The sequence below is a fragment of the Chloroherpetonaceae bacterium genome, assembly GCA_025056565.1.
Classification (GTDB): Bacteria; Bacteroidota; Chlorobiia; order Chlorobiales; family Thermochlorobacteraceae; genus Thermochlorobacter.
This window is the reverse complement of record JANWWA010000005.1, coordinates 26952-47103: the sequence shown is the minus strand read 5'-3', so window position 1 is coordinate 47103 and position 20152 is coordinate 26952. Positions and strand designations below refer to the sequence as shown.

Below are 20152 nucleotides of genomic sequence, written 5' to 3'. Positions count from 1 at the left end.
CCCGACTCAGTGCGTCAAATTTTTTTCTTCGCCTGAAAAACTTCATATTGATAGACTAAAACTCGCATCAACTTCCATTAAGCTATGGTGTTCCGACATCTCTTTGCTCTCATCACTTGCGCATTTTTTGCATTCCACAGTGCTGCAGCGCAGCTTTTCTTCAACCCAGACACCGTTCGGCCTGGGCGGTTCGATAACGGCAAGATGTGGACATTCGACAGCCCACCCATTGAGTTTTTTGAAAAGGAATATGGCTTCCGTCCAACTGAAGACTGGCTGCGGCGTGCGCGTCGGGCTGCACTACGCTTTACCGAAGTCGGTGGCACAGGCTCTTTCGTTTCACCCAACGGACTTATTATGACCAATCACCATGTTGCTCGTGAAGCTGGCACGCAAGTTGAAAAGAAGGGCGAAAACTTCAACGAAAATGGCTTCTATGCTGCCTCACTGGCTGAAGAGCGACGTGTGCCCGGACTATTTGTCGACCAGCTCGAGAAAATCGCCGACATTACCAAAGAAGTAAAGGAAGAAATGGCAAAAGGCAAAACTGACAGCGAGCGGCTTGCCTTGCGTGAGCGTGCCTTTGAGCGGCTGAAAAAGGAGTATTCTGAGAAGCCTGACTGGAAAGATTTAGAGATTCAAGCGATTACTTTTTACAGCGGCGGCAAGTATTCACTCTATGGCTACAAGCGATACAGCGACATTCGCCTTGTGTTTTTGCCAGAACTTCAACTTGGTTACTTTGGTGGCGACCCAGACAATTTCACTTACCCGCGCTATGCGCTTGATGTAGCGTTCTTTCGCGCTTACGACGAAAACGGCCACCCCTGCAAGACCCCTGATTTTTACAAGTTCAACACCGATGGCGTCAGAGAAAATGAGGTCGTGTTTGTGGTTGGTAATCCGGGCAGCACAGAGCGACTCAGCACCATTGCACAATTAGAGTTTAATCGCGATGTGCTTTTGCCTGCACAGTTGCGCTTCCTGCGTGCTCGCTCCACTATTCTCAAAGAGTATAATCAGACTGCTCAAAGCGATAGCATCTTGAACATTATCTTCAGCTTTGAAAACAGCATCAAGGCGTTCTCTGGGCAACTTCGTGGCTTGTATGACCCATACCTTTTCGCTCGCAAGCAAGCCTTTGAAAAAGACTTTCGCACAAAGGTTGCCGCCAACCCCAAACTTAAGGGCGAAGAAAAAGTATGGGAAGAGTTGCGTAGCATCTATGCGGAAATGCGCAAACTCTTCCCTGAGCGCTTTGCACTCAATCCCCAAGGCGAAGGGCTGCAAAATGCATTTCTCCTTATGCGTCTGGCACGGCTCAAAGAAGTTGGCGACACGGCACAAATTCTGCAGACACAAATGCAACTTCTTACTTCCGACAACCCTGATATGTCGCTCGAACCCAAGCTGCTTGCCATGCACTTGGAAATTGCTTTGGACTACTTAGGCGCAAACGATGAGTATGTCAAAGCTGCGCTCAGAGGTGAAACCCCAGCTGCAGCGGCTCAACGGCTTTTTTCATCGTCAAAGCTCTATGACAAATCCTTTCTTGCCAGCTTAGCAGAAAAATCGGCTGCTGACATCTCTGCGCTCAGAGACCCGCTTATGGATTTGATGAAGTTAGCTTTTTCACGCTTCATCAATGCAAACCGCCGTCATTTTGAACTTAATGCAAAAGCAGATGGACTGCGGGCGCGTTTAGCTAACCTATTTTTTGAAGTCTATGGCGAATCGACTCCGCCCGATGCGACCTTTTCACTGCGTATCAATGACGGTATTGTGAAAGGTTACGAATACAACGGCACTGAAGCTCCTGCTAAAACGACTTTCTATGGGCTATACGACCGATATTTTTCTCACGACAAAAAATACCCATGGTCGCTGCCCAAACGCTGGCAGACTCCTGTGCCCGAGCTGCTGGCGACACCGCTGAATTTCGTTACGACTAACGATATTATTGGTGGCAATAGTGGCAGTGCAGTTATCAACAGAAATCTGGAAGCGGTGGGGCTGATTTTCGACGGCAACATTGAAAGCCTGCCCGGCTCTTTCATCTACACCTCAGAGAGCAACCGCGCCGTTGCGGTGCACGCAGGCGGGATTGTGGCAGCACTCAAATATGTCTATGGCGCTGACCGGCTGGTTGAGGAACTTACAGGTGAAAAGCCCAAACGAGAAGTTCAGCCAAGTGCGCCATCTCCGAAGATAGCCCCGTCAGCCCGCACACCTGCGAAACGAAAAAATTAGCTCTATGCCTCTCTTAAACTGATATGCAACCTTGTTTTTGAGCCAAAGCACTATGAAACGCACGAAAATTATCTGCACGCTTGGACCTGCAACCAGCACGCTGGAAAAAATTATCTCGCTCATTCATGCTGGAATGGATGTTGCGCGCCTCAATTTCTCGCACGGCACCCATAGCGACCACAAAACTCGCATTGAGCTTGTGCGAGAAGCTTCACGCATTACTGGCAAGCAAATTGCCATCTTGCAAGACTTGCAAGGGCCGAAAATCCGCATCGGCATGCTTGAGAAAACCGTGCTTCTTAAACCGGGTGAAAAGCTTACCATCACGACCGAAGAGATTTTAGGCAACTATGAGCGCGTCTCCACTACCTACAAAGAAATTGTCCGCGACGTGCAACGTGGCGACCGTATTTTGATAGACGATGGTTTGCTCGAAGTGAAAGTGTTAGACAAAACCGACAAGGAAGTGATTACCGAAGTTGTCATTGGTGGGTTGCTCAAGTCGCAAAAAGGATTGAACCTGCCCGGCGTCAGTATGTCCGTGCCCTCGCTGTCTGAGAAAGATATTGAAGATGTGCACTTCGGGTTAGATCATGAAGTCGATATGGTCGCCCTCTCGTTTGTGCGCAGCGCACAAGATGTGCAGCAGCTTGCCGACATTATTCGCTCCCGTGGCAAGAATGCATGGATTATTGCTAAAATTGAGCGCCCTGAGGCAATTGAACACATTGATGAAATTATTGCTGCCGCAAATGCAATTATGGTGGCACGGGGCGACTTAGGCGTTGAGATGAAGCCCGCCGCTGTGCCCGTTCTGCAAAAACTTATCGTGCAAAAGTGCAACGCCGCCTACAAGCCCGTCATTATTGCAACGCAGATGCTGGAATCCATGACGGAAAATCCTCGCCCGACGCGCGCCGAAGCTAATGATGTGGCAAATGCGGTCTTTGATGGCACCGATGCCGTGATGCTTTCAGGCGAAACTGCCTCTGGCAAGTATCCTGTAGAGACCGTCAGGACGATGCACGAAATCATCAGTAACGTGGAGTCAAAGGATATTCACCAGCTTCTTTTGGCAGAGCGAGAAACATTTGCCCCGGCACAAAAAAGTGATGGTGTCGTCGACCTCAGTGAGGCAATTGCTACTTCTGCTGTAGATGTTGCCAATAAGATTCACGCAAAAGCCATCGTGGTTCTAAGCCATACAGGTAGCACAGCTATCAAAGTCTCTAAGCAAAAACCGGCTATGCCTATCATCGTTGTTACGGATAACGAAAAAGTTCAACGGCTGATGGGCATTGTCTGGGGCGTAGAGACTCTCTTTACTGAAACAATTACTTCCACAGATGAAAGTTTCCGAATGATTGAAACCAAACTTGCCGAAAAATCCATCATCAAGCCGGGCGATGTGATTGTCTATACGATGGGTATTCCGATTCTTCGGCATGGCACAACCGACACCATCAAAGTCAGTCGTATCGGCTGAAGTGAAGCGCATCGTTGCCTTTTGCCCTAACCTATCGCCCTTGCTTTTCAGTAGCTTCTACCGTTTTTCTTTCTTGCAGCAGAGTGCGAACTTTGCACTGTGCGCTGGCGCACACGCCTGACCAGAGTTTGTAACCATCTCGTCAAATGTTCGCACAAACACCACGACACTTAACCCAAAACTGCAAAGGAGAGACTATGAAGTATCATTCTATCCTGAAAGTTGCAAGCGTAGTATGTTTGCTGGCTATCGCCCAAAGTGCACTTGCGCAAGTTCCACGCTCTCAAGAAGCTACATTCGTGGAAAGCTACTCGCCCACAGAAGTTACGCTGAAAGCCAAAGGAATTGGCCCAGATGTAGATGCTGCCGAGCGAGATGCACGCAAGTGCGCCGTCTACTTTCTGCTCTACTCCGCAAATGATGCTATCCTGCAAACCCCTGCTGAAAAAGAGGCCTTCAAGGCAATTGAGAATGAGTTTTTCACGGACGCAAACATCAACAACTATATCACTTTTATGAGCAACACTGTGCTCAGCAAAGTGAAGTTGCAAGATGGCAGTGTGAAGGTCGAGAAGCTCATTCGCGTCAATCGTGAAAAGCTCAAAGACGACCTTGTTGCGAAAGGTGTTGTAGCGGGTATGAAAGACTTAGCTGCTGTCGCTGGTAACCCGTTTATTATGGTTCTGCCTGAGGTGCCAAAAGGTGAAAGTCCAATTGCAGCTTTGCAACGCAACCCCAACATTAAAAAAGCCGCTGAGGTCATTGAATCATATCTGACTGCGCGCCGCTACGAAGTAAAAGTCCCCGAGCAGCAAGATGCTCTCAACGACCTCGTCAGTGCCAAAAAAGCTGTTGCTGGCATTCAAGACGATATTGCCTACAAGCTGGCGCTCTCAATTGGTGCCGATATTTACATCACCTTTAATGTGCAGATTGAGCAAGGCACTATTGGCAAGAAAGCTGCTGTCGGCTGCCGCGCCTATGAGACCACTACTGCACGTCTTTTAGGCACTGAAACAGGTTACAGCCCTGAGCGCCCTAACACACCAGAGGCTGCGCTCATTGAAGAGGCAATGAACTTTGCGATTGACCGCGTGTTGAGCCGCATTAATGCATACTGGAAGGAAGACATTGCGACAGGTCGGCAATACAAGGTTGTCTTCCGTATTACAGGCAAATTTTCCGACCCAGATGAACTAACCGATGCCCTTGAAGACGTGCTCAAAGAAGTTACAACCAAGCGCAAGAACAATGCTACCACCAAAGAAACCTCTGACTGGATTTTGTGGCAAAATAGCTACGAAAGCGAGCGCGATTTCTTCAAAGCAATGAGCAAAGCCTTCGAGAGCCACAAAGACATCAAGAAGCTGGGCGCCAAACTAAAGCGCATCAATGTCAACCGCAAACTTATGCTGCTGGAAATTACTAACTCATAGCCTGGAGGAATTGAGCCATGAAAACGCATATCTGGATTACACTCTTGTGCTTTGCCGCTGGCACTGCCTTTGCGCAACCACAGCCTGCTTGGGTGACTACTGGCAAGCACCCTAAGTATCCGCAAGACCTCTATTGGATCGGGGTCGGTCAAGGAATGGGTGCTCGTGCTCTTGATGAAGCCAAATCTAAAGCCAAAGCCGAAATTGCTAAACAATTCAAGGTCACCGTATCCAGCAAAACGAAACTCGTGCAAACAGAAAAAATCGTCGGCAATAGCGCACTAATGACCAGTGACCTTGAAGACCGCATCGAAACACAGGTCGACAAAATGACCCTCACAGGGCTTGAAATTGCTGAAACTTTTGAGTCGAAGGTCACAGGCAAAGCGTTTGCACTGGCAGTGCTGAATCGTGAGGAATTCACCAACACTTTGAAAACCGAGCTTGAAGCAGAAATTGCCAAAATCCGTGAAAAAATTGCTTCTGGCGCCTCTCTTTCTGAGAAAGGCGACATTGGCTCTGCCGTCAATGCCTATATGGAAGCCTTAGCACTGGCAGAAGATGTCGGCCCGAAGGTTGTTTTCTTCAACATCGTTGCAAAAGGTTATGCGCTGCCTGAGGATGTGCGTCCAGAATTCATTGAGTCGCAAGTGCGTGATGAGCTATCTATGATTTCGCTCAAAAAAGTGTCGGGCGACAACCAACGAGGCAAAATCGGTGAAAACTTGCCCATGCCGTTTGTTGTGCAAGCCCTCTCGAAAGGACAGCCGATTCGCGGCGTGCCAATTACCTTCAAGGCTGGCGACGAGATTGTAGAGACTGTTATCACTGGTGAAGATGGAATGGCTAAGCTCGAGTATGTCGTTCAAGCTGTTGGCATCAAAGGCAACAAGGGTAAAGTTACCGCCACGATTGACCTTTCTCGCCTTTCTGCTTCACTGCGCTCTGAGCTACGCAACATCACTACGCTACCTTTTGACTTCACGGTTGAGGGCATTGGCAGTTTCGCCTGCGATGTGGAAATGGCAGATAACGACATCACTGATGGGCAAAATGCGATGCTTGCCAAGATGATGGTGCAAGCTCTGGAGAAAAATGGTGTGACGGTCAAGCGTAATGCACCCATCGTTGCACGCGGCTCCTTTACAGCCAGAGAAGCAGGCACCGTTCAAAGCCTAAACGGCCAGATGGTGCTGCAAGACATCACCTTCGAGGTTTTCTTCATCAATCGCAATACCCAAAGCGTGCTTAGCTCCGTTTCGGTGAATGTGAAAGGATTAGGTCGAGATAGCGAGGACGCCTTGCAGAAAGGGCTAAATAGCTTACGCTTGCCACCCGCTAAACTCTCAGAAGCAATTGGCAAAGCTCGGCTTGCTGCCGCTAGCAGCAATTCAGGTGATGTGCCACAGCGGTAACTGAGAAATTTCTCACAGCCCTCTTCTCGGTGCTATGGGGCGAGGGCAAAAATTGTTGTGACGCTTCAGCTTGGGGTTAACCACAACAGTTTCAAAATATGAGGCGCATTTTTTTCGCTGGACTGTGTGCTTTAATAGCTCTGTTCCCCATCAAGGGGCAGGGCTTCATTTTAAGCAGCGATAACCCGAAGTCTTTTCCTGCTTTCCCTTCTGTAGGCATTAAGCCTATTGCAGAGCTACCTCCAAAGAAAGTTTCTTTTCTTGCTGGGTTCGGCGCAGGATTTTCATTCTACTCGGATAGTCCGCTCCAGCTACCTTTCCACATAGAGTATGGAGCAAGGCTTGGCATTACATTTCCCAACCAGCTATATGTTGCACAAATGCGCTAATTGCCTCCAGTCTCAATTGTCGTGAGTATGTCCTGACGGCGGAGTTTGGTTACAATATGCAATTGACAAAGTGGCTCGGTGGGCGTCTTTATGGGGCTTTCGGTGGTATCTACTCGCAGACTCGTAACACTCGGAATGCTTCTATCAACCTAGGATTTTTGCTGCCTATCAATCCAGTGATGGAGATTTCACAATTGGCTTTGACACCAAATTTGTCTTACTTGTCGCCCTAATTGCCTTTGGTGTGCAGTTTTAATTCCTCATACAGATTTACTGCCGTTCACGATTCACCACTTCTCTCGGTGAAATCTCTATGGGCTTTTCATAGATTCGGTCGCTGTAGAGCACTCTATGCCCGCGCATTTCCACTTCTTTGCTTATGTCACCAAAGCGTGCGTGGTCAGTCTTCACATCTATCGGAATTCGCTCAATATTGAACTTCACTTTTGGTGTTTGCACACGGAAGGTAATTTCGATTTTATCAAGTGAGATGCTTTCGTATTCACCTTTCTTTCGCTCCACCACCTTTTCTTTCTTCGGCTTTTCTTTCTTTGGACGCTTTTGTGCAAATGCATCTTGCGAGCTAAATATCGCTATCCCCGCCACCAGCAGGCACAGTATCCATAGACGATACATAATATTTTTCTCCTTCCCATTATTGTGGATTTGGCATACTCTTCTCGAGCTCTTTTTCCTTCTTCTTGCGATACTCTTTGAGCTTTGGAATAAGTGCTTTAAGGTCGCTCTCCTTAAGCTCCTCAAAATAAGCAATATTAATAGCTATCTTTAGTCCTGCTCCCTTTGGCAAAGTACCTGGTGCCCGGATTGCCACCAAGTTTTTGCCTGGCACCACATAATCATAGATATTGAGCACGATAAATTGGTTATCTAACGCAGAATCGGGTGGTGAGATGTTCTTGAACTTTACGATTTTATCAGGCCCTACTTGCACATCATTCACATACACTTCCAGTGAGTCAAACGGGAATTCGTTAGTCATAATCAGCTGCGCTACTTCCTTTGCGCCCTCAAAAGTAAATTCCTTACGGAAGTAGACATACTGTGGTTTTACAGGTCCTTGTGGCGTCGGTGGTCTCACTGTGAGGTTGTTTGTTACGCTCTTCACTCCCTTTACACTCCTTGCTGCAGTTTCAGCATTTGTTTTTGCGGTTTCGTCAGCGACTTCACCTGACAGCGTTACCACCGCATCTTTTACTTCTACGGTGATGTTCCCCAGTGCTCCTACTGCTTCTTTTACTTTCTCCTGCAACTCTTCATCTTTGCTTTTTGTCGCTTTTTTCTTTTTGCCTTTTTGCGCAAAGTGCTGTTCATACATCACCAGCGTTACCTTCTTGCTTGCAAGGTTTTGCTTCGACCACCAATTTAGCCGACCTGTTTTACGGCTTGACTTTATAACTTTGAAGGTAGTTACCGTATCAGTTATTGACTTCCCTTGCTTTAGCTGCGTTTTCTTAACACCCTTGCTCGTCAGCTCCTTTACAATTGCATCATAGCGTTGCTTCGCTAACACAGCAGGTTTTACTTTGCTACCGCTATCCAAGACCACGCTCGGCGTAATTTCCACAACAAGGTTTTTGTCTTCCTTGAACTTCGCTACAAGACTATCTAATGCTTCAGCACCACCTGTGATTTTTGCTTTTCCTGTCTCAAAAGTCAGGTTCAGTACGATAGTCTCTCCAATTGCGAGGTAGCTTGGCTCGGGCTTTGCAGCAGGCTGTTCGGTCGGTATAGCTTCTCCCTCTTTCTTTGGTTCTTCTTTTTGCTCTTCCTTCTTTGGCTCCTCCTTTTGCTGTGGCGCAGGCGTTTGCTCTGGCTGTGCACCGGGCACAATACGCTCATACCAGATTGCTCGGGCTGGTGTATCCAATTCTTTGGTTGTGAAGGTTGTATCAGTTTCTCGGACAAAATAACGGAAACGCTGAGTTTCATCATTTTCTACGACAGATTTCCACGCTGCATCGCTGTAATCGCGCTTGAACCAATCGTATTCTTTGCCCGGCTCAATCTGCTCGATTACTTTCCAGCCACTTCCGCCCGAGGTCGCAACGGTCGTCTCTCCTTTCTTGCCGATGAGCTTAGATAGGCCTGGGTCAATTTTCCCAAGCGAAATTAAAGCGCGGCTCGTATATTCGTCTTGAATATCATAGTCCACCAAGAGCGCTACAACTTGCGCTAAAATTAAGCCAGCCGTTTTCTGACACATTTCAGCAATCGGGTCATACTTAACTGCACCATAATCTGAATACCAGAATTTGTCAGGATTAGCTTTGGAGAGTTCATCCCACTGCTTTACCGTTTTTTTCAAAAGTTCTGCACGCTGACGGTAGCCTTCGCCCATCTCGTAGATGAAGCGTGAGGTTCGTGTTGCAACTTCATTATATCGGTTTTGTGGTGCATTTGCATCTTTGAGCAATTGCAAGGCTTGTCCGTACTCTGCTAAGGCACTCAGTGTCAAGTTATAGTTTGTGTTGATAATGAAATTCATCTTTGTGGCCAGCACTGCAAAGTCCACGATGTCTTTGGCTTTTGGCTGACCTGTCAAGCTATCGAGCTTATTGCGATACTGCTTATCCAGCTGATCAAATAGCAAAGTTGCTGCTCTGGCAAGCGAGTCGCTGCGCTCGGCTGCTTTGGTTGCCAGCTCATTGATAGCTGCTTTCGATAGCTCTACATATTGATTTTGCAGTTTTAGTTTCTCTGCTCTTTCTACACCACGTCGATAGGTATTAATTGCCACTTCAACAGCTGGCCTTACAAACTGCTGTGCAATTTGTGACAGTTGCACTAGCTCAACTACATCGCCTAAATAAATTGTAACTTTACTGCGTCCTTTTCCAAATGTGCGTGTTGTTTTCTTTGCCTCCTCATCAGCTTGTGCCGCAAGGTAAGTGTAAACATTCTTTTCAGCGAGTTTCCCTGCTTTGTAATACATTTCAGAGATTTTCGACTTCGCAATCTCAGTAGTTGCATCAATCGTTGCGAGGAACGCTTCATCGGGCACGTCTAGACCATTGCTAATACCAATCTTCGAAATCCACTTTTCAGTTACAGGCACAAGTTTTGCGAGCGCCAATTCTCCTTGCTCTCGGTTTGTAATCTTACCTAGACTTGCAATCGCTTGCTGCAGTGCTACATTTGCCGAGTCGTTTGGATTAATCAGAGCACGCCGAATAGAATCTTGTTCCTTAGAGGCTTTTTCAAAATCACCTCTGGCTGCGGTGAGGTCCTGATAGGTTTTAGCATAGTCATTTCCTGCGCGCTCGTAGAATGCTGCTGCATCAACATTTGCCTGAACTTGGTTAATCGTCAATTTTGCAGGAATAATACCTCTACCTGTTTTCGGGTCTCGGATTGAAGCCAGCGTATCAGGCACTTTGCTAAATGCGTCAGCTAAGTTTTCCGCAACAAATCCCGCATTGTAGAGCGCATCGATAGAGCGGTATCCACCGAGTTTGTAGAGTTCGAGAATATTTTTTTCAATTTTTCTCCTCAGTGCATATTTCGCTGTGGTGTCATATGCGACATCACGTTCTTTCGGCTTTGGTGGCGGAGCAGGTTTTGCTGCCTGTGTTGTCTTCTTCTTTGTTGTCGTAGCAATCTTAGGTGGTTGCTGCTTCTGCTTTGGAGGCTTCGGTGGTGGCACAAATGCGCTTGGCTTTAGCGTTACACCTACACCTACTTTCTTGTACTCATCAAGGAGATACTTTGTAAGGCGAAACATACTCTCGCTAACCGCAATACCTGCAACTGCTTTCGTGTTCTTTTCATTTTTCTTTGCCAGTTCATAGTATCGATCGGTAGCTTTGGTAAACTCTGCCTTTGCTCCCTCAATGTTACCGCGTTCCTCCAAAATCTCGCCGCGCTTGAAGTATGCAACGACGCTACGTGGCTTTGTAACAAACTTGTCTGCATATGCTCCATATGCCTCGAAGACGCCCTCGGGTCTACCATCTTTGACATTCAGGTCAATCTTGTTGAATGCTACGTCGTCGCCACGCCGAGTTGTATCAAACTTTGCCAGATATTTATCGGAGACGCGAATTGCTTCTTTCCAATTTTCCGCTGCCATTCTTGCGCGGATTGCACGATAGAGCGCATCTTCCGCTAGGTCAATCGAGTCATTTTTTACAAATTCGTAGAGCCTCTCAAGCGAAGAACCCAAACTGTCGTAGCTCTTTGCCTGCTCATATGCGTATGTAATATCCTTCAATGCTTCGACCTTGAAGCGTGGGTCATTTGCATTTTCAAAAAGGTAGTTACTAATTCGGACACTTTCTTCGGTTTTCCCTGCTTTGACATAGTAAAATGCAGCATTCCGTGCCGCTTTATCCGCTTCTTCCCACTTTGGCACTTCTTTGGTAATCCGCTCATACTCCTTAGCTGCAGCATAGTAATTGCCTTTTCCAACATAATACTGTGCTCGCTTATCAATTGAGCTGCCAATTAGTCGGTAAGCATATGCGCGCCGCTCCGCATCTTTGGGATCTTTGGTGCGCCGTCCGTAGTAAATTGCTTTCGCAATTTGTTCGCTGCGTGTGTAGTCCTTCAGCTCATATGCATTTGCCGCCAAATTCACGAGCGTGCCTGGGTAGATTTCTTGTATTGGGTAGTAGAGCGCCAGTCGCGAATTCACTTCCTTGTATTCATCAACATAGCCTTTGGCGATATAAAAATCCGCCAATTGCTTGATGCCATTGACGCTGATAGAATCGTGTGGGAAAAGTCTAATGTAGGTATCAACGACTTCTAAGAAAAGCTTTTCGTCTGCTGTCAGTGAATCGCGCTTCCCTGCAAAATTTGCAGTGGTGTCCAGCCCTGGTGTGTAGAAACCGATTTTCTGAGCACGGGTAATTGAGTCAATAATAGCATATGCATTGCCAATCGCTTCTTTGCGATGAAAATCCCATGCAAAATTCCTTGCTACATTTAAGTAGCCGGGCAAGGCATCTCTGGGTCGATTCAGCTTGAAGTCTAAAATCAGCGAGCGCTGGAACTCTGCAAAATAAGCCGTAGAGTCATAGCGCGAGAAGATGTCAGTATAGTTCTCAATATCTTTGACTGCTTGCTCATAAAACTGCTTAGCGCGCTTCAAATCAGGAATGTTCGGCTGCATATATTCTCGTCCCAGTGGCAAGGGCAGCTCGCCGTCAAGAAGACGCGCAAAACTAATCGCATACACGATATTCTGGAATAGCGCAACCTTAGAGATGCTATCTGCATACTCTAATGTTCTTGGGTCAAAACCTGTTGGAAATACGCTCTGATCTTTGAAGTCAAGTGGTAGGCCTAGGGCTTGTGCCTGCATACGTCGCTTCATATCAGCATACCACTTACTTTTGCGACCATAATTGTAGAAAAGATTTTTGCGCTCTTCGTAAAGTCTTTGTTCAGCCTCTTCAAGTTCTTTTTCCTTCTTTTCACCATTAATCGTTGTGATGTAAAGCTGGTAGATAATTTTATCGGCAATAAACGGTGCGCGCTCATAGTTTGGGAAGCGCCGCAGCAAGGCAATCCACACCTCGTTAACTTTTTCTGCACTCTCAAGCAGTTCCTCATACTTGCGACCTATTTCTTCATAGACAAGAGGAATGTATCGGCGCGGGGGCATTGCTGCATAGAACTTGTCAACCCGCTCAATAGCCGTCTTGCTACGATCAACTCGGTTTTGCTCTTCAATGAAAGAAGCGGCAATATATTCAATCGCCTCCCGTTTCATATCGGGGCGAATGTAATCAGGCATAATCTTGCCGCTGAAAATTTCTTCTGCCTGCTCAATGTCTTCAATTAGCTGCGTAAAGTAAGCAATTGCCTCAGAATAGTTCTCTAAGCGGAAGAAACACCAACCAAGCTTATACAGCGCTTGGTTGTAATACTCAGAACGTTGCCCATTCCTCAAAATCAGGTCTAAGGCTTTGCGGTAGTATGGAATCGCTTCGCGCGTTTTGGCAGGCTGCTCACGGTTTGGTGCACTGAAAAGATACTCACCAATGAGCATATAGGCATCAACCGTGTAGCGGCTGTCAGGATACTTGCGCGTCAGTTGCTGCAGCAGTGCAATTGCTTCCTCTTTCTTCTGCCGAATCTCTCGTGCTGAAAGATTTCTCAGTGCCCGATAATCACCGTATCGTTCTCCGAGAATGTATGCTTTGTTGTAAAGCGCATCTACTACATATGGACTTTCGGGCATTTCATTGATAATTTTGTCGTAGAGCGCAATGACACGGTCAAGCTGCGGGTCAGGTGGAATTGGTCTGCCTGGCGGTGGTGTCGGTCGTGGGTTTCTGATTGTATCACCGCCAGCTGCCGCAATAGAATCGTATCGTGCCTCAGCAATGGAGTATTGCTCGTACTCGGGGCTGTTCAGATACTTGCGCAGTTCTTCGGTATAAATTGCATACTTGGCGTAAAACTCATCAGATACCTTTTCATAAAGCATATCAGCGTAGCGAATAGCCACCTCGTCAATTACTTTGCTGTCTGCAAAAATCTTCGTAAACTGCTCACCTAATTCCAACCCAATATCTAAAATCTTTTGCTTTTGTGCCTTGCTTCGCTCTAACTTCTTTTCATACTCGCTTAGAATAACTTGGATTTGTGGAATTGTAAAGTTGGAAAAGACATTGTCAGTTACTGCATCACCTGTTCTTGCCGTCAGATAATTTCTCGGGACAAGGCTCGATAGCACGACCAATTTTTCCTGTTCTGCCATTACTTTGGCAGTATCAATTCCCTTCGGCTTATCATCTCCTTTCGCCTTAGCGGTGAGTGCAATTGGAGAGAGGGTAGTGTAGAGAAGTAAGAGCAAAACACAGACCACGTATTTGTGCAACATATTTGATGTCGGGTAACTGCAGTTGCTCATTTATCACCTCATTAAACGATTGCATAAAGCCTCTCGAAGAAGGAGTCCTTGCTTCTTCCTACTTATTAGCAAAGCCCCCCCTTCTCTTCTATTTTTCAGCAGTGTGATGGCTACACAGTGCTTATTCCGATTCGGTAAAGTCGTAGGGAATATCAACTTGCTGAATGGTGCTACCACTAATTGCCTTGAACTTCATTCGTCGCATTTTCCCCACGATGCACCGTTGCATGTTTTGGTTGGTGATAGAGGTCTTTACAATCTGCGCATCACGCACGGCGCCATCTGGTGCAATTAAGACACGTACGACCATCGTGCCTTTAATGTCTCCAGCTTGGCGTGCCTCTACGTAGCAAGCATATATGGCGGGTTGATTTGCTTTGACTACAGCTTCAATTTCTTCCTTACTGCGACCGCCTGCTCCGACGCTCATTTTTGCAAAGTTTGTGCTAAGAGCCAGTTTGCCTGCTCGCCCTACACCAAGTCCTCTGCCCGTTCCACCACCAAGCCCTTTCCCACTCCCCGGTCCTGCTAAGCCTCCTCCTGCTCCTTGTGTGCCAAAGCCAATCCCAGAGCCATCGCCGCCCCCCAGACCTGTGCTACCCAATCCACCTACACCCACTGCACCAAGACCTCTCAGTCCGCCTGCTGCTGTGCTCCCCAAGAAACCTGCATCACCGACTGCGCCCTCCATTGCTACAGGGATACCGCCGCCCGATTCTGCTAGCAAGCCTGATGCCAGTGCTTCACCTAGCGCTGCCTCGACACCGGCGCTGACCGCTTCAGAGACAGCTGCTGCTTGACTGGAGGTTACCACTGCATCACTTGCAATTTCGCCCCCACCTGTTGAGGTCTCTGTAATTTCCTGCTTTTGCACCTCTGATGGAGGCGGTGGTGGGTCAGCTTGAACGTTAATCACAACAGGTTTGCGCTTTTCTACCACTTCTCCACCTTCCAGTGCCCCCGAAATGAAGTAAGACAGTAATGCCAATGCCAAGAGCGATGTTCCAAAGATAAACCCAATAATCATTCGCTGCTGATACTTCTCGCGAATCGCATATGCAAACGGCTTTTCGGCATACCATCTTAGCGTTATCTGTGAGCCGATTTCACTAGTTTTGGTCTTCATAAATTTTGTTGTGTTTAGTTCGCGAGAGGTTTGCTCAGAAAATACTTCACTTCTTCACCTTTGCTTCCAGTTCTTCCAGCTTCTTTGCTTCATCTGGCTTTAATTCTACAGTTGCCCACTTGCGTACACCCGCATCAAAAACTTCATTCATCACTTCAATCATATCATCATACTTTGCATCTGGATGAATCTTGATTGCGGTTACCACATCATACTTGCTCAGGTTCGGGTCATTTTGAATCTCGTCTCGGATCGCCTTTACCTTTGCGCGGATTTCTTCAAACTTTGTGTAAGCAGGCGTGTTTCCTTCTTTCTCAATTCCGCGTAGCATAAACACACCATCTTTCCCTGTCTTGGACACTTGAATCGTGAGCATCAGCTTCGGGTCTACGGCACTCGGTGCAGCATTCGGCTTCGGTGGCTCGGGCAGTCCCATCTGGAAGACATTCGGCTTTGCAAACGAGGTTGTCATCATAAAGAACGTAAGCAAAAGAAAGGCAATGTCCACCATTGGCGCAAGGTCGACATGGGAAGTTTCATCACTTTTTTCATTATACTTCTTGATTTTCCTTGCTTGCGCGTTGGTTTTTCCTTCGCGCATATTGATTTTAACTGTTTTGCCCTTATCACGCAGCGCTTCTGCCATACTATCCTCCTTCCTTTTATTTTTCCATTTGCGTAATCATCTGCACTTGGTCAAACTTTACTTCCTTCATTTTTATCATCACCTCATTAATCACGCTAAACTTTGCATTCTTGTCTGCCTTGAGCACGATTGTCTGACCTGGGTCAGCCTGCCGTGCACGAAGCAATACTTCGTAAAGCTCTTTTCTCCAATCCCTAAGCAACACGCCGTCTGTTCCAGCCGCTTCTTTTTCATATTGCGTGCCCTGAAAAGCGGTCATACGCACCTTGTATTCATCCATATTGACCACCACTTGCGTATCGTGTTTGTCAGAACTGTCCGATACCGTTACAATCACATAACGCTTTGTCGGCTCTTTTGCAGCGGAGTTTGATTGCGGTGTCTCGACCTGAATCTTATCCGTTGCACGGAACACCGTGGTCATCATAAAGAAAGTGAGGAGCAAAAATGCGATATCAACTAGCGGGGCAAGATCAATCTCTTCGCCCCCGTGCATAAAAAATCCAAAAAAGTTCATATACCTTTCCTTCCTTTTTAATCTCGTTTCACAGTCACTTCAACGACAGTTGGGTCGGGGCTTTTTCTCCCGACCCACTACTACCCATTACTGTGCGCGCTCGCGTTCAGAGATAAGTGTGCGACGAGCAATGGTCAGCGTTTGAATCACTTCAAAAGCTGCTTCGTCAATGTAGTATGTGAAGTTATCAATCTCTGCCTTGAAGTAGTTGTATGCCACTGTCCCTAAGATAGCGGCTAAAAGTCCTCCGGCGGTGTTATAAAGCGCTTCGGCGATAGCGCCAGAGAGCTTAGCTGGATCTGGCGTGCCACCCGTTTCCGCCAGAGCGTTGAACGCGCGAATCATACCGATGGTCGTACCCATCAGACCAATGAGCGTTGCAATCGTCGCAATCGTCTTAATCGGGGTAAGGTTGGTCTCATACTGTGCTGACTCAAAGTTTGCCGCCTCGTCAATCGCTTTTTGAACCTCTTGAATTTTAGCATTGAAGCGCGGTTCTACTTCATCAAGTGAGCGATAGCGCTCCAAACCACTCATAATGGAGGTGGAAACTGCACTGTTGTGATTTTCACACTTCTGCAAGGCTTCTACGATTGCGCCTCGCTCTAAGTCTTGTTTTACTTCTTTCAGAAGTTTATCCAAGTTACCCTTGCCATTCGCCTTGTTGTAAGCAATTGCGCGCTCCGTTACCACAATAATGAGCACAAGTAGGTTCGCCATTAGCACTGCTACAAGCGGACCGCCTTCATAAAAATTGTGAAGAAGCGTTCCTTTTGGGGCTGGCCCAAACACGAAGAAATATACTGCAAACGAGACCACTGCTGAGAGAATGATAATCGCCCACAAAAATACCTTGTTCTTTTTTGCCATTTGAGCCTCCAGTAGAAGTTTGTTTTGTGTTTAAGTTCGTTATGCCAAAGTTACAACAGAATTTGAAATTTCCTACGGCAGCAGCACTTTCTTTTGCTCACCTTGACGATTCAGCAATAGGTAATCTGTCCCAATGAAAAATGCTCGCCGGAAATCACTCAACACTTCTTCGAACTCTTTCTGCAGCAAATCTGCTTTCGTTACCACCACCACTGCTGTGCCTTCCTCCTCTTTCTTGACTTGTTCGAGGAAGAGCTCCAGCTGATTGATTTTCTTCCGAATTGAGGATTTGAGCATATTTACCACTCGCTCGAAGCTCTTTACTTGTTCCCGGCGTTTTTTCACTTCATCATATGTTAGCGCACTAAACGCATACTGCGCTACAGTGCCTGCACGCTCAACAGTTTCCTCGCCAAAGAATTCTTTTTGCTGCAACGCCGTCAGCATAGCGCTTGCCAGTGTGCGCACCGACTTTGCGTTGTTAAGGTAGTAGCTGCTTAGCAACTGCTGCCGTGGATCTCCAGCTCTGATAGCAGAGGGCTGCAGGCGTGCAATCAGCTCTTCTGAGCGTGCGATTTCCTCGCGTGCCACCTTTTTGTAGAACTCCAAGTTCTTTCGGTAATCTGCCAGCTCACTGCTCACCAGCAGTGGTGCATGGGTGAGAAATAGCCTTGTGTCGTTAGAGACAGACTGCGTGGCTAATTCAAGAATTTCCTTAATTGCTCGACTTGCACTGCTTGCTGCCTCTCTAAGCGTGTTGTTACCAGCGCCCGTTGCAGCACTCAGTTTTCCTGCCAGTTCTTCTAAAGCGGGGCGACGCTCATCGGCGACAAGGCCTGTCTCGGAGCCCACAATTGCGCGGCGGTCAAATTTAAGCAACTCTATAGCTTTTGCAATATCGTTGCTAATCTCTGTAGCTGCTGAGACTTCGCTTGGATTCTCTGATGCAGAGCCGACCGTCTGTGCAACCAACATTTGCTGACGCAAAATAGCCTTCTTCGCCAAGAACTTCTCAATATACTGAAGCCCTGTCCAGCCGTTATAGACGAAGTTGTAATCTTTTAGTGCATACCGCGGGTCTTCTGGATACTTGGCTTGCGTGATGTATCCAGCCAGGAACATTGCTTGGTAGAGATTCTCCGATGTGCGGAACTTTCTGAAGTAGCTTTCAATCTCTCTTTTTGCCTCTCGATACTGCCCTGACTTAAACTTTACCCAAAGCACTCCTAACTCAGCGAGGTCTCTGTCAGGGTTGCCACGGCTGACTTCATTGAAGTATCGCTCTGCCAGCGCAAACTCTGCCAGCGCAAAGTTGCGATAGGCATTGAAGCGCTGGAAGAGTACTTCCTGCTGCGCTTTCGCCAGTTTCTCTCTCATCCTTGCAATCTGCTCAGCTGCCAGACGCCCTTCCTCTTGTGCTGCTGCCAGTTCTAGACGAATGCGGTCGATTCCTTCTTGTGCCGCTTCAATGTTCTGCACATTCTCCTTCAGTGCCTCATTGAACTGACGCAACTCCTGCTCAGAAGTGGAGACTGCTGAAAGCTCACTCTCTAAGCGTCTTGCGAGGGCTAAAACTGCAGTGTCTTGAATCTCAATCTTTTTCAGAATTTCTATTAGCTGACGCTGGTAAGCAGCTAGCTGCTGCTCAGCTGGTTGCGTGCGCAATTCTGCTTGCAGGGTCGAATCGGCTTTTGCACGTTCCTTTTCATCGCCTGTGTAGAATCGGCGTGCTTCATCTAAGAATCTGCATCCGCGCTTGTAGTGGAGATGAGCCAACTGAATAGCAGCCGCATTCCTGATACCAGAGAGTTTCGTGTCCCAAGGCAGATACGGGTGCTCAATGATTCTTCGGAATTTTCTTTCGGCTTCCTTGGTCTCTTCCAGCGCTAGGTGCGCTAGCCCAGCCGCAAAGTCTGCCATCGGTTTCCACTCTGAACGGTCTGGAATCTGTGCAAAGTCTTCTATTGCTCGAGCATACTGCTGATTGCGATACTCCATCGTGCCTGCCAAAAGATACACCTTGAAGTCTGCTTCTTGCTCGAGCTTAATGTAGGGTTTATACTTGCGAAAATCGCGCTGGAATTGCTTGTAGTCATCATAGACATAGCTCACGAACAGAATGCGCTGCACCGCATTCAATGCATACTGCGACGCAGGGTACTCCACTAAAAGCTGCTCATAGAGCTTTTTTGCTTCTACAAACGCTTTGATAGCAAAGTTTGACTCCGCCTGCAGAAACAGCACATCGTCAAGGTTTCTAAAATATGGGCTATACGTTTCGTAGATATCTTCAAAGTAGAGGCGAGCAGTCATATAGTCGCCTTTCTCGTAGCGAAGCATAGCACTCTTGAGATCAAGCCGCAGGGCTTTTTCGAGTGTTGAGCGTGGCGCTGCCGCTAACAAACTCTTGCGGTAAGCATTCAGCTCGTTGCGCACTGCCTGATAGCGTGCAAATTGATAGAATCGCTCATACTCCGCTTTGGTTGGAAAATTGTGAAATTCGCCTTGCTCACCTTCTAGATGCCCAAATCCCTCAATACGAATAGCTCTCAGCCGCTCAATGGTTGGCGGTGACTGACTGAAGTCCTTTGAGAGAATTTCCAGATTCTCATACGCTAAGGCCAAGTAGCGGTCTTTGGCTAGCAGGTCATTTAGAAACTCCCTGTCGCTGATAAGCAGCGAACTGGGTGGCAGGGCATTAGAAAATCCTTCGACTTGAGCAAAGGCTTTCTCAGCCCACACTGCAGCAGCACAACATACCAAGGCAAGGAAGTATCTTACTGCGTTCAAGGTAACCTCTTTGTTTTAGTTGTTACGATAGCTTACATGCTCGCTATTGTGAATCTTCGGCGGGAAATGTTCGCAGAATATACTGCGATGCAAGCAAGAATACCAAGTGCCCGTCCTGTCTGATTCACACACAGCACAGTAGTGTAAGTAAATTTGGGTGATGTGCTTGGCTTCTGGGCTATGCGAAAGGCTCTTCACTTTGCAAGCGCTTCAACAAATCACGCCCAAAAGTATGTAAGTTTTTCGCATTTGCAAAATTTTTTCGGGTTAAATTTGGGTTATGGATGCCTATCTAATTGTGATACAGCTCACTTTTGCAAATTTCTTGCACTGCACAAGCACAT

At 47.3% G+C, this 20152-nt stretch carries 12 protein-coding genes; 5 read left to right on the top strand and 7 right to left on the bottom strand.

What is annotated here, in order from left to right; genetic code table 11:
- The first annotated feature begins 84 nt into the window (after positions 1–84).
- The 5 genes from NZM05_05410 to NZM05_05390 all read left to right on the top strand — a co-directional run bounded on the left by NZM05_05410 (position 85) and on the right by NZM05_05390 (position 6976).
- Complete coding sequence (locus NZM05_05410; GenBank protein ID MCS7013053.1) at positions 85–2250, top strand: S46 family peptidase; 2166 nt, start codon at positions 85–87, stop codon at positions 2248–2250.
- Between the two features lie 52 nt (positions 2251–2302).
- A complete protein-coding gene (pyk, locus tag NZM05_05405) occupies positions 2303–3736 on the top strand; it encodes a pyruvate kinase (GenBank protein ID MCS7013052.1) in 1434 nt (477 codons plus the stop codon).
- 197 nt (positions 3737–3933) lie between these two features.
- Complete coding sequence (locus NZM05_05400) at positions 3934–5172, top strand: DUF6175 family protein (protein MCS7013051.1); 1239 nt, start codon at positions 3934–3936, stop codon at positions 5170–5172.
- A 17-nt stretch (positions 5173–5189) separates the two neighbouring features.
- Positions 5190–6587 carry an LPP20 family lipoprotein gene (locus NZM05_05395; protein MCS7013050.1) on the top strand — a complete coding sequence of 466 codons (1398 nt, stop codon included), beginning with the start codon at positions 5190–5192 and terminating at the stop codon, positions 6585–6587.
- A 98-nt stretch (positions 6588–6685) separates the two neighbouring features.
- Positions 6686–6976, top strand: a complete 291-nt coding sequence (locus tag NZM05_05390) for a hypothetical protein (GenBank protein ID MCS7013049.1) — start codon at positions 6686–6688, stop codon at positions 6974–6976.
- A 270-nt stretch (positions 6977–7246) separates the two neighbouring features.
- Here NZM05_05390 and NZM05_05385 read toward each other — a convergent pair whose 3' ends face one another.
- The 7 genes from NZM05_05385 to NZM05_05355 form a co-directional block, all read right to left on the bottom strand.
- Entirely contained in the window at positions 7247–7612 is a 366-nt protein-coding gene (locus NZM05_05385) for a hypothetical protein (GenBank protein MCS7013048.1), read from the bottom strand.
- Between the two features lie 19 nt (positions 7613–7631).
- Positions 7632–13829, bottom strand: a complete 6198-nt coding sequence (locus tag NZM05_05380) for a BON domain-containing protein (GenBank protein ID MCS7013047.1) — start codon at positions 13827–13829, stop codon at positions 7632–7634.
- Positions 13830–13980: 151 nt separating this feature from the next.
- Entirely contained in the window at positions 13981–14289 is a 309-nt protein-coding gene (locus NZM05_05375) for a TonB family protein (protein ID MCS7013046.1), read from the bottom strand.
- 742 nt (positions 14290–15031) lie between these two features.
- Complete coding sequence (locus NZM05_05370; GenBank protein MCS7013045.1) at positions 15032–15631, bottom strand: biopolymer transporter ExbD; 600 nt, start codon at positions 15629–15631, stop codon at positions 15032–15034.
- A 16-nt stretch (positions 15632–15647) separates the two neighbouring features.
- Positions 15648–16148, bottom strand: a complete 501-nt coding sequence (locus NZM05_05365; protein MCS7013044.1) for a biopolymer transporter ExbD — start codon at positions 16146–16148, stop codon at positions 15648–15650.
- A gap of 87 nt (positions 16149–16235) precedes the next feature.
- The gene (locus NZM05_05360; protein ID MCS7013043.1) at positions 16236–17018 is read right to left on the bottom strand and encodes a MotA/TolQ/ExbB proton channel family protein; all 783 of its coding nucleotides are present in this window, start codon (positions 17016–17018) and stop codon (positions 16236–16238) included.
- Positions 17019–17090: 72 nt separating this feature from the next.
- Complete coding sequence (locus NZM05_05355) at positions 17091–19760, bottom strand: tetratricopeptide repeat protein (GenBank protein ID MCS7013042.1); 2670 nt, start codon at positions 19758–19760, stop codon at positions 17091–17093.
- Positions 19761–20152: the final 392 nt, after the last annotated feature.